General features: G+C 52.8%; 7 protein-coding genes and 1 pseudogene. 7 read left to right on the forward strand and 1 reads right to left on the reverse strand.

Annotation, left to right across the window (positions count from 1 at the left end; all coding sequences use genetic code 11):
- Positions 1 to 33: 33 nt before the first annotated feature.
- The 6 genes and pseudogenes from V6575_RS22450 to V6575_RS22475 all read left to right on the forward strand — a co-directional run bounded on the left by V6575_RS22450 (position 34) and on the right by V6575_RS22475 (position 9,188).
- Positions 34 to 1,620, forward strand: coding sequence for an ABC transporter substrate-binding protein (locus V6575_RS22450; protein WP_340277652.1), 1,587 nt, complete (start codon positions 34 to 36; stop codon positions 1,618 to 1,620).
- 62 nt (positions 1,621 to 1,682) lie between these two features.
- Positions 1,683 to 2,657 carry an ABC transporter permease gene (locus V6575_RS22455; protein ID WP_340277654.1) on the forward strand — a complete coding sequence of 325 codons (975 nt, stop codon included), beginning with the start codon at positions 1,683 to 1,685 and terminating at the stop codon, positions 2,655 to 2,657.
- A 13-nt stretch (positions 2,658 to 2,670) separates the two neighbouring features.
- Positions 2,671 to 3,657 (forward strand): ABC transporter permease, encoded by a 987-nt coding sequence (locus V6575_RS22460; protein ID WP_340277656.1) that lies wholly within the window; start codon positions 2,671 to 2,673, stop codon positions 3,655 to 3,657.
- Positions 3,658 to 3,667: 10 nt separating this feature from the next.
- Entirely contained in the window at positions 3,668 to 5,401 is a 1,734-nt protein-coding gene (locus V6575_RS22465; RefSeq protein WP_340277657.1) for an ABC transporter ATP-binding protein, read from the forward strand.
- Positions 5,402 to 5,725: 324 nt separating this feature from the next.
- Positions 5,726 to 6,850: pseudogene (locus V6575_RS22470) on the forward strand (HAD family hydrolase); the annotation flags it as partial.
- 538 nt (positions 6,851 to 7,388) lie between these two features.
- The gene (locus V6575_RS22475; RefSeq protein ID WP_340277662.1) at positions 7,389 to 9,188 is read left to right on the forward strand and encodes an IlvD/Edd family dehydratase; all 1,800 of its coding nucleotides are present in this window, start codon (positions 7,389 to 7,391) and stop codon (positions 9,186 to 9,188) included.
- Positions 9,189 to 9,263: 75 nt separating this feature from the next.
- Here V6575_RS22475 and gfa read toward each other — a convergent pair whose 3' ends face one another.
- On the reverse strand, positions 9,264 to 9,893 hold the full coding sequence (gene gfa / locus V6575_RS22480) for an S-(hydroxymethyl)glutathione synthase (protein ID WP_340277664.1): 630 nt from the start codon (positions 9,891 to 9,893) through the stop codon (positions 9,264 to 9,266).
- A 411-nt stretch (positions 9,894 to 10,304) separates the two neighbouring features.
- Between gfa and V6575_RS22485 the strand changes: the two genes are divergently transcribed.
- A partial coding sequence (locus V6575_RS22485; protein ID WP_340277665.1) for a transposase occupies positions 10,305 to 10,515 on the forward strand: 211 nt, incomplete at its 3' end.

Below are 10,515 nucleotides of genomic sequence, written 5' to 3' on the forward strand. Positions count from 1 at the left end.
ACTTGCGACACCGGGTTAACTTCGAGGGGAAATATGAAGAAACTCAACTTGGGCCTCGCCTCAGCTGTATTGGCTGCTGGTCTGGCGACTTCCGCTGCACACGCTGAAACTCTAAAATTCGCTTTCCAGGGAACGCTGAATCAGCTCGATCCCTATAGCCTCAACGAAACCTTCACTTTGTCCGCTTTGGGCAATGTTTATGAAGGTCTGACACGCAGGAACGAGAACCTCGAAATCGAGCCAAGCCTTGCTGAAAGCTGGGAAGTTCTCGAGCCGAACCATTGGCGTTTTCACTTGCGCAAGGGCGTCAAGTTCCACAACGGCAATGACTTCACAGCTGAGGATGTCGTCTTTTCTGTCGAGCGTTTGCATGGTGAAGGCTCCGACCTTGCCACGCGCGTGGGCACAGACGTCAAGGTTGAAGCAGTCGACGACTACACGGTCGACTTCATCCTGCCAGATGTTAACCCGATCCTGAACTACGAGTGGGATACGTGGTACATCATGGACAAGGACTGGACCGAAGAGAACGATGCGGTGAAAATCACCTCTGCTTCGGACACGTCGGCCAACTATGCCGCGCTTCATACCAATGGGACTGGCCCCTTCAAGGTGGTCAGTCATGAGCCTGGCGTAAAGACCGTCTACGAGAAGAATGATGGCTGGTGGGATGAAGCCCATCATAACCTCGACACGGTTGAATTCACACCAATCGGATCTGACGCGACCCGCGTAGCAGCTCTCCTGTCCGGTGAACTGGACATGGTCTATCCGATCCCGGTTCAGGACATCAAGCGCGTCAACGACAACGCAACGACGGAAGTTCAGACCGGACCTGAGTTGCGTACGATCTTCCTTGGTATGGATCAGCGTCGCGATGAATTGCTGCATTCCAATGTCAAGGGCAAGAACCCGTTCAAAGACATTCGCGTTCGCAAGGCTTTTTATCAGGCCATCGATATCGAAGGCATCAAAAAGAAGATCATGCGCGATCTGGCGACTCCGTCAGCAATCATGATCTCGCCGTTCCTGTTTTCACGGTCCGATGAGTTCGAACGCTATCCATATGATCCGGAAGCTGCCAAGGCATTGTTGACCGAAGCTGGCTATCCAGATGGATTCACGGTCGAAATGGATTGCCCGAACGATCGCTACGTCAACGACGAAGCCATCTGTCAGGCGGTCGCCTCGATGATGGCCCGTGTCGGTGTCAAAATCGACCTGAATGCTCAGCCAAAATCAAAGTATTTTGCCAAGGTTCTGGCTTCTGGCGGTTATGACACATCCTTCTACCTGCTTGGCTGGACACCTTCATCGTTCGACTACTGGAACATTTTGGCGAATATTGAAGGGTGCCGTGACGACGCTGGAAAAGGTGGCCTTTTCAACCTTGGCGGCTATTGCAACGAGAAAATCGAAGAGCTTGCAGGCAAGATCCTGAAGGAAAATGATCCGACTGCCCGTGATGCGATGATCGCCGAAGCAATGACCATCACACACGACGACGTGTCCCACATCCCGCTGCATCAGCAGGGTTTGGCTTGGGGTTACGCATCGGGAATCGAACTGGCTCAGCGTGCTGACAATCAGTTCCACTTCCGGTTTGTCACTAAAAAGTAATTAAAACCTCTGCCCCCGGCCATGTGGCCGGGGGCAATCAACTTGTTTAGAAAAGAGCTGTCATGCTTGGTTTTGCAATACGCCGCCTTATGCAGGCGGTGATTGTTATGCTGGTTGTTGCCCTCCTAGCCTTTACCCTGTTCCGCTTTGTAGGCGACCCGGTGAACCAGATGGTCGGAATCGAGACTTCCCAGGCAGAGCGCGAAGCTTTGCGGGAGCGGCTCGGCCTCAACGAACCAATCCTGGAGCAATTCGGAAAGTTCGTATTCGAGGCTGCACAGTTTAACTTTGGAACATCCTATCAATTCCGCCAACCGGTCAGTGACCTGTTTGCCAAGCGCATCCCGGCAACGCTCGAATTGAGCTTCATGTCAGCGCTGTTCGCATTACTCGTTGGAGTCCCCATGGGGATCTACGCAGGGCTTAACCGTGAATCAGCTCTTTCGAAGATCTTCCTGTCCGTTTCGCTTATCGGCATTTCGCTGCCGACATTCTTCATCGGCATTTTGCTGATATTCCTGTTCTCCGTAACGCTACAGTGGCTGCCAAGCTTTGGTCGAGGTGAAGTGGTCCAGGTTGGCTCCTGGTGGACGACCGGGTTCCTGACTGTCTCAGGCCTGAAGGCTCTTGTCCTGCCATCCATCACACTTGGCCTCTACCAGATGACGCTGATCATGAGATTGATCCGGGCCGAAATGCTGGAGGTCATCCGCACCGATTACATCAAGTTTGCGCGCGCACGTGGCCTGCCGGACCGCATCGTTCATTTTCGTCATGCGCTGAAGAACACCATGGTTCCAGTGATCACCATCACCGGGCTTCAGTTGGGATCGATCATCGCATTTGCGACCATCACCGAGACAGTGTTCCAGTGGCCCGGAATGGGGCTGATGTTCCTGCAAGCCGTTCAGAACGTAGATATTCCAATTATGGCAGCCTATCTGCTTTTGACCGCTTTTCTCTTCGTCGCGATCAATTTCATCGTCGACATTCTTTATTTCGTAATCGATCCGCGTCTGCGGATCGGACGGGCGTAACTGGAGTACAGCCATGCCACTTTATGGCAACGAAGACGTTAAGGCAGCTGTCGCTGATCGGACTCCTGAAAGCCTATCTGCCCCAGCGCCCGGTACGGTCTCATCGATTATCGACAGCGATATGTTCCACTCATTCCTGCGGTCCAAAGTGACAGTGTTTGCAGCGACCGGAACGCTTATCCTGTTCCTGCTGGCGGTACTTGCCCCCTGGATATCACCGCACGATCCATTTGATCTGGCCTCTCTTTCAATCATGGACGCTCGGGTTCCTCCAGTCTGGATGGACTATTCAGACCCGCGCTTTATCCTTGGAACAGACGACCAGGGCCGTGATTTGCTGTCCGGCATTTTCTATGGAATGAGAATCTCCCTGATTGTCGGCTTCTGCTCAGTGATCGCTGCAGCTTTCCTAGGGATCACCCTTGGTCTCGTAGCTGGCTATATGGGCGGGCGAGTCGATGCAGTCATCATGCGTATCGCCGATATACAACTGACATTTCCTGCCATTTTGATCGCTCTGTTGATCGATGGCGCTGCACGGGGTATTTTCGGGTCTCTGAACAGGGAAGTATTTTCCTTCTGGATTTTGATCTTCTCGCTCGCGCTGTCTTTCTGGGTTCAATATGCCCGGACAATACGCGGCTCGACCATGGTTGAGAAGAACAAGGAATATGTTCAAGCCGCGCGGGTGATCGGCATACCAGCCCCAATTATCATGGTGCGCCATATCCTTCCGAACGTCACCGGACCAGTTCTGGTGATTGGCACGATCAATCTGGCCCTTGCGATTGTCACAGAGGCAACCCTGTCGTTTCTCGGCGTCGGTATGCCGCCCACCCAGCCATCACTTGGAACCTTGATTTCGATCGGCAACGATTTCCTTTATTCCGGCGAATGGTGGATTGCGATCTTCCCGGGCCTGGCTTTGGCGCTCCTCGTGCTGAACGTCAATTTGCTCGGCGATTGGTTACGTGATGCCCTCAACCCAAAACTTCGCTGAGGCACGATCCATGAGCGTTCTCGACATTCATGACCTTAAGGTCGAATTCCCCGGCCGTAAATCAACTTTCGTTGCCGTTGAAGGCGTTAACCTATCTTTGGAAGCTGGCAAGATCCTCGGCGTCGTTGGGGAATCCGGTGCTGGAAAATCCACCGTAGGCAATGCAGTCATTGGCCTCCTGCAAGAGCCTGGCCGTGTGGCCGAGGGTGAGATCTTCCTGCATGGAAAGCGAATAGACAACTTAACTGCAAAGCAGATGCGTATTTTGCGCGGGCGAAAAATTGGCATGATCTTTCAGGATCCGCTCACTTCTCTGGATCCGCTGCAAACCGTTGAATCCCAATTGGTCGAAACCATTCGGACCCACCTGCCACTTTCTTCAAAGGAAGCACGGGCACGGGCTATCGAATTGATCGATTCCGTGGGTATTCCGGATTCAGAAGAGCGGATCAAACAGTACCCGCATCAGTTTTCCGGTGGCATGCGTCAGCGTGTCGTGATTGCTCTTGCCCTCTGCGCAGAGCCGGAACTTATCATTGCTGATGAGCCAACAACAGCGCTCGATGTCTCGATTCAAGCCCAGATTCTGGAGCTGATGAAGGAGCTTTGCGAAAAACGAAATGTTGCCATGCTGGTGATCACCCATGACATGGGTGTCATCGCAGACATAACAGACCATGTCGCGGTGATGTATCAGGGCAAGCTTGTTGAATATGGCGAAACCACGCAGGTTCTCGGTACACCGCAGCACCCCTATACTCAGAGCCTGATTTCAGCTGTTCCGCGTCCCGATGTGCGGATCGACCGCTTTCCTTCGGTCGACTACATCGAGAAAGCTGGCACTCCGACGAAACATATCGACATCTCGACCCACTGGTTGGGCAAGGCGAGAAACGATGTCAAAATCACTGGCCCGCTGCTTCAGATAAAAGATCTGGAAATGCAGTTTGAAACACACGGATCAATTTTTCCATCGCAACGCCGCTATTTCAAAGCCGTAAAGAAAGTCAGCTTCGATATTGAAGAGGGTGAAACCTTTGGGCTTGTTGGTGAATCCGGATCCGGAAAATCAACCATCGCCCGTCTTGTCACCGGCCTTTATCATCCGAGTGGCGGATCGATACTGTTTGCCGGTCAGGAACTTACTTCTCTGAAAGATCGTCGAGAAGTGCTGGCGATGCGTCGTCAGATGCAGATGATCTTTCAGGATCCGTTCTCATCCCTGAATGCGCGGATGCGCGTGCGGGATATCATCGCCGAACCGATCAAGTTCCATAAATTGGCTTCGTCCAACACCGAAGTTCGCCAGATCGTCGCAGACCTTCTGGATCACGTTGGTCTCGGAGCAGCCTCTGGAGAGAAATTCCCGCATGAGTTCTCCGGTGGCCAACGTCAGCGCATTTCCATTGCGCGGGCGCTGGCAACACGGCCAAGGTTCCTTATATGCGACGAGCCAACATCAGCGCTCGACGTTTCGATCCAGGCTCAGATCCTCAACCTGCTGAAAGACCTGCAAGAAGAACTCGGCCTGACCATGCTGTTCATCAGTCATGATCTGGCGGTCATACGGCAAATGTGCAACCGCATCGGGGTCATGCGCAACGGCGAGCTTTGTGAGGTCGCAGGCTGCGATGCGCTCTATGAAACGCCGCAGCATGATTACACACAGCAATTGCTCAGCTTGATGCCCTCGATGGAGCTTCTTTCACGGGCAAATATTCAGGAACTTGAAGCAGGCAGATAGCCTTTACATAAAAAAGGAGGGGGCAAGCCCCCTCCGATATCAAACGCTCTAGACTAGCCCCCAAAGTAGTAGCACGATCCTAAAATACAGCGGACCTACTTAAATTCCGTAGAGGCATTATAGCAAATAACAACAGGGGTTAAAACCCTTAATTGCACTTGCACCATACACCCGCCTTTCGATCCGATTTTTTCGCACACAACTGCCTTAATATCGGCCAACCGCTGCTGTTAATGCCAGTCATGAAGGATTGCGAAAGCCTCAGCCTTCGACCCGCATCCCACATGTCAGATCGCTGACGATTTTCTCCCTTCAGGCCCTTTCATGATCGCTCCCCGCCCGTCTGCGACACCCCGCCTATTGCCCTCAACCTGCGGCTTGTTGCTTGCCATCTCGTTTGGCCTGTTCCTCTCAGCGTCCAGCGGAACAGACTACAATCTTCCTGCAAGCCCATCACTGTGCCTGATTGCCCTTTCCTGGGCTACAGGCAGCCTATTGCTGACTTGGCAAATACTCAGAGAACCTTTGCAACATCTGAACAAAATCAGCCTTGCGGTGTCCTTTATATGTGCTTCCAGTGCTGGCGGCCTTTACCTCATAGGCGCGGAGTTCGACGCCCTCATTACCCCTCTGTTTGCTGCCACTTGCATCGTCAGCGGATGTGCTCTTGCGAATGTTGCTCAATATCAATTTGACAGGGCCACCCAATCTTCCAATGAACTGCCCATAAAGCAAATCATAGCGGCCTGTCTTATTGGCCTTTGCGCTGCAATTGCTTGGGCATCAGTCGATGAGCCTGAAATTGCACTGGCGCGAGCCACAACAGCTCTTGCCCTTTCCTGGCCATATTCATCCAGACTTCAAGATGCGATTTTATCTCGAACAACTTTGAAACAGGCACGACACCTTGGCGCAGAACTAAACGGTTCGGAGGCTTTAGCTGCAATTCATACATGCACGGCAATCGCCTTCGACCGTCCAGCCCTTCTCCAAAACGACAAGCTTGTCGTCACCGACGTCCACGCATTCGACAACAGATCCGAACCGCTGTTGGCCGTAGCAGCCGCCGCACAGAGCAGTGCTCGCCATCCAATCGGCGCAGCCATACGCGCACTTGCAACGGATTGGGCGTTGCCCCAAGGCAGACCGGACGAATGGGAAGAGGTTCCCGGACTGGGCGTAGTCGCGATGATTGGCGGCAAATCCGTGGCTGTCGGAAACCCTGGCTTGATGGCGGAACTCCAAGTTGATTGTTTCACAGCGAATTCCCTGTGCAGGCCTTTGCAAGCATCTGGCAAGACATGCGTCATCGTCGCGATCGGCAATCGCGCCGTCGGAATTTTGGCCCTTCAGCCAACTCTCCATTTACACGCAGCAGACACCCTCGCTTGGCTCCATGGCAACGGAGTGGAGACTGTTCTCGTGACGGGCACCAGCCTGCCAGTCGCACAAAGTCTTTTTGCAAGTTCTCCCTTGAAGCAAATCAAGCCCGATATTCGTCAACACAAACGCCTTTCTGCTGCCGAATCTCATCTGGCTGGTGCAGCAGGGCTCTTCATCGGTGCCAGCGAAAGCGGGCGACGTGGTCTTTTCACTTTGTCGGCCCAAGCCAACGAAACTGCCATTTTGATTGCCTCACTTCCACGAGGTGAGCTGCTTCCGTTGCCTGGCCTTGTAAGCCTATCAAACCGCATGAAGAAGAAGACCCGCCTGAGCCAAATGTTTGCCCTCGGCGTTGCAATTCTGGCCGGGCTGCTGGGCGCAATGGGTCTTCTACCGGTGACAGTTCTGCTTTTTGTCTTTGCCATCACCATTGCCGGCTACTGGTTCATTGCAGAGAAATTGACTTAAACGAGACTATCCAGACAAACAGTTAGTGACCCAATAGAACGGCTTTACTCCAAACACGGCTTTACACAAACCCACCAGAGTGGTGTTAATCAGCTCAATCGGCGTAATCGCCATCGCGACCGGGGGAAGAGGTTTCATGTCCGACAAAAAGACACCCAAATTGCGTTCAACCGCATGGTTTAACAACCCGGACAATCCCGGCATGACAGCGCTGTATATCGAGCGTTATCTAAACTTTGGTCTGACACGCGAAGAGCTACAATCCGGCAGACCAATCATCGGAATTGCCCAGACAGGCTCTGATCTATCGCCTTGCAACAGACATCACATTGAGTTGGCCAAACGCGTGCGCGAAGGCATTCGGGAAGCTGGCGGAATTTGTTTTGAATTCCCGGTTCATCCAATCCAGGAAACAGGCAAAAGACCAGGCGCCGCGCTTGATCGAAACCTGGCCTATCTCGGACTTGTTGAGCTGCTGTATGGCTATCCGATTGATGGCGTTGTCCTGACAATCGGCTGTGACAAGACGACCCCTGCCTGCCTGATGGCTGCTGCGACCGTCAACATTCCGGCAATTGCGCTATCTGTCGGCCCAATGCTGAATGGCTGGCACAAAGGTGAACGCACCGGCTCAGGCACGATTGTCTGGAAAGGCCGCGAAATGCTGGCATCCGGTGAAATCGACTACGATGGCTATATGGATCTGGTTGCATCCTCCGCTCCGTCCGTTGGCTACTGCAACACCATGGGCACGGCAACAACAATGAATTCCCTGGCCGAGGCTCTTGGCATGCAGTTGCCAGGTTCTGCTGCCATCCCGGCGCCATATCGCGAACGTGGCCAAATTTCCTATGAAACCGGCCGCCACATCGTCTCCATGGTTGAGCAGGATATCAAGCCATCAGATGTCATGACCCGGCAAGCGTTTGAAAACGCGATTGTGGTCAACTCAGCTATTGGCGGTTCGACCAATGCTCCGATCCACCTGAACGCAATTGCCAGCCATCTCGGTGTTCCGCTAGACAATGACGACTGGCAGAAACTCGGCTTGGACATCCCGTTGATGGTCAACTTGCAGCCAGCTGGTGAATACCTGGGTGAAGACTATCATCATGCAGGTGGCGTCCCGGCAGTCATCAGCGAACTGATGAAACATGGCAAGTTGCCACATCCAAACGCGATGACCGTGAACGGCAAAAGCATCGGCGAGAATTGCGCATCGGCAGAAATCGAATTGCCCGAGGTCATTCTGCCCTACGATAAACCTCTGAAAGAAAAAGCCGGGTTCTTGAACCTGAAAGGCAATCTCTTCGACAGCGCGATCATGAAAACCAGCGTTATTTCCGAGGAATTCCGCAAACGTTATCTGGACAATCCCGATGATCCGCAAGCGTTTGAAGGCCGGGCCATCGTCTTTGAAGGCCCAGAAGACTATCACGACAACATCGACAATCCAGCATTGGACATCGATGAGCATTGCATGCTGTTCATCCGCGGCACCGGGCCTATCGGCTATCCTGGCGGGGCGGAAGTGGTCAACATGCAGCCACCCGCAGCACTGCTCAAGCGAGGCATTCACTCGCTGCCATGTATTGGCGATGGTCGCCAGTCTGGCACATCCGGCTCACCGTCGATCCTGAACGCATCTCCGGAAGCTGCTGCCATGGGCGGGCTAGCCCTTATCCAGACCGGTGACCAGGTTCGCATCGACCTTGGAAAAGGTACCGCAGATATCCTGATTTCCGACGAAGAGCTGGCTAAACGCCGTGCGGACCTCGAAACAAAAGGCGGCTTTGCTTATGCTGAGCACCAGACACCATGGCAGGAAATCCAGCGCTCAATGGTTGACCAGTTCGATAAGGGCATGGTCCTGAAACCAGCTGTAAAATACCAGGATGTCGCGCATATCAAGGGACTGCCGCGCGACAATCACTAGGCTTAGACCACACAAAAAATGGCACCGGCCTCTGGACAGGCCGGTGCCATTTTCATTTGAACCAGTGCATTTATATCAGGCTGCGAGTGCCCCGGATTTCTTAGCAGCATGAGTCGCGATAAGGTCCATAATTGGCGGTGACAAGGCATCATAAGGCTGAAGGCCCAGATCGCTCAAACGCGCGCGGACGGCATCCATCTTTGCTGGCGGATAACCGCTTTCGATAATTGAAGAGACAAAGGCGGCAAATTCTGGCGGAGACCAGCCGCTTTCGCTCGACAGCTCTGTATGAATGAAATCAAGGCCATAGAGTGGATGCTCTGCGTTCTCGATCCGGCCATACATATGAACACCGCAGTCCTTGCAAGCGTAACGCTGAATCGCAGCAGCTGGATCCACAATCTGCAGCTTGTCACCATTCGCCGTCACTGAGACAGCATCGCGCGAAACCACAGCGATCTGGCTGAAAACAGCTCCAGTCGGTTTCCAACACTTTGTGCAGCCACAGGCATGATTATGTGCGCTTTGGGCGGCCACCTTGATCTTCACTGGATTCGTGGCGCAATGACAAGTCAGCGTCCCACCGCTAAAGCCAGCACGAGCTTGCGGAAAACCATTGTCGATTTTCGGATGGATTTTGACATTGCTTGGAGCCGGGGCAGCATTGCTGCTACCACCCCCAAAAATATTTGAAATAAAAGACATTATCAACGCACCTCCCTGCGTGTGTGGCCCGACTATCTCAAATGACACCCGGTATATCGCTTTCGCACATCGCAAGGTTATATTGGCGGCACATATCCGTCGAACGCCACTCCCAAGACCCTACGATTTCAAAAAGCGTAACTCTACATCGGATACTATGAATTCTATCTATTTAACTTCAAGCCATACCTAAGTGTCGATTTTTCACTAAATAAACTATAAATAATCAAGTTCATTTCATATCTAGTTATTTTCTAAGAAACTTGCCCCCAAACCCAATACAACCCCACGTCGGGAACCTATTTAAGGTTGGATACAAGGCCGAGGCAGTTTTGACTAGGCTTCGGACCCATAAAATATCTATGCAAATCACTTGAAGTCTGATTCAAGCTCCTGAACAGGAGTTTTGCGATGTCAGATGGATGTTTCTGGCTCAGCGATGAGCAGTTTTCGAAGTTGCAGCCGTTGTTGCCGACCAATACGCGGGGCAAGCCGCGTGTCGATGACCGGCGGGTGATCAGTGGCATCATTCATGTCTTGAAGTCGGGCGGCCGCTGGATCGATGCGCCAGATGTCTATGGACCAAGGAAAACCCTATACAACCGCTTCGTCCGCTGGTCCG

Origin of the sequence: Roseibium algae (genome assembly GCF_037783265.1) — a bacterium.
GTDB lineage: Bacteria > Pseudomonadota > Alphaproteobacteria > Rhizobiales > Stappiaceae > Roseibium > Roseibium algae.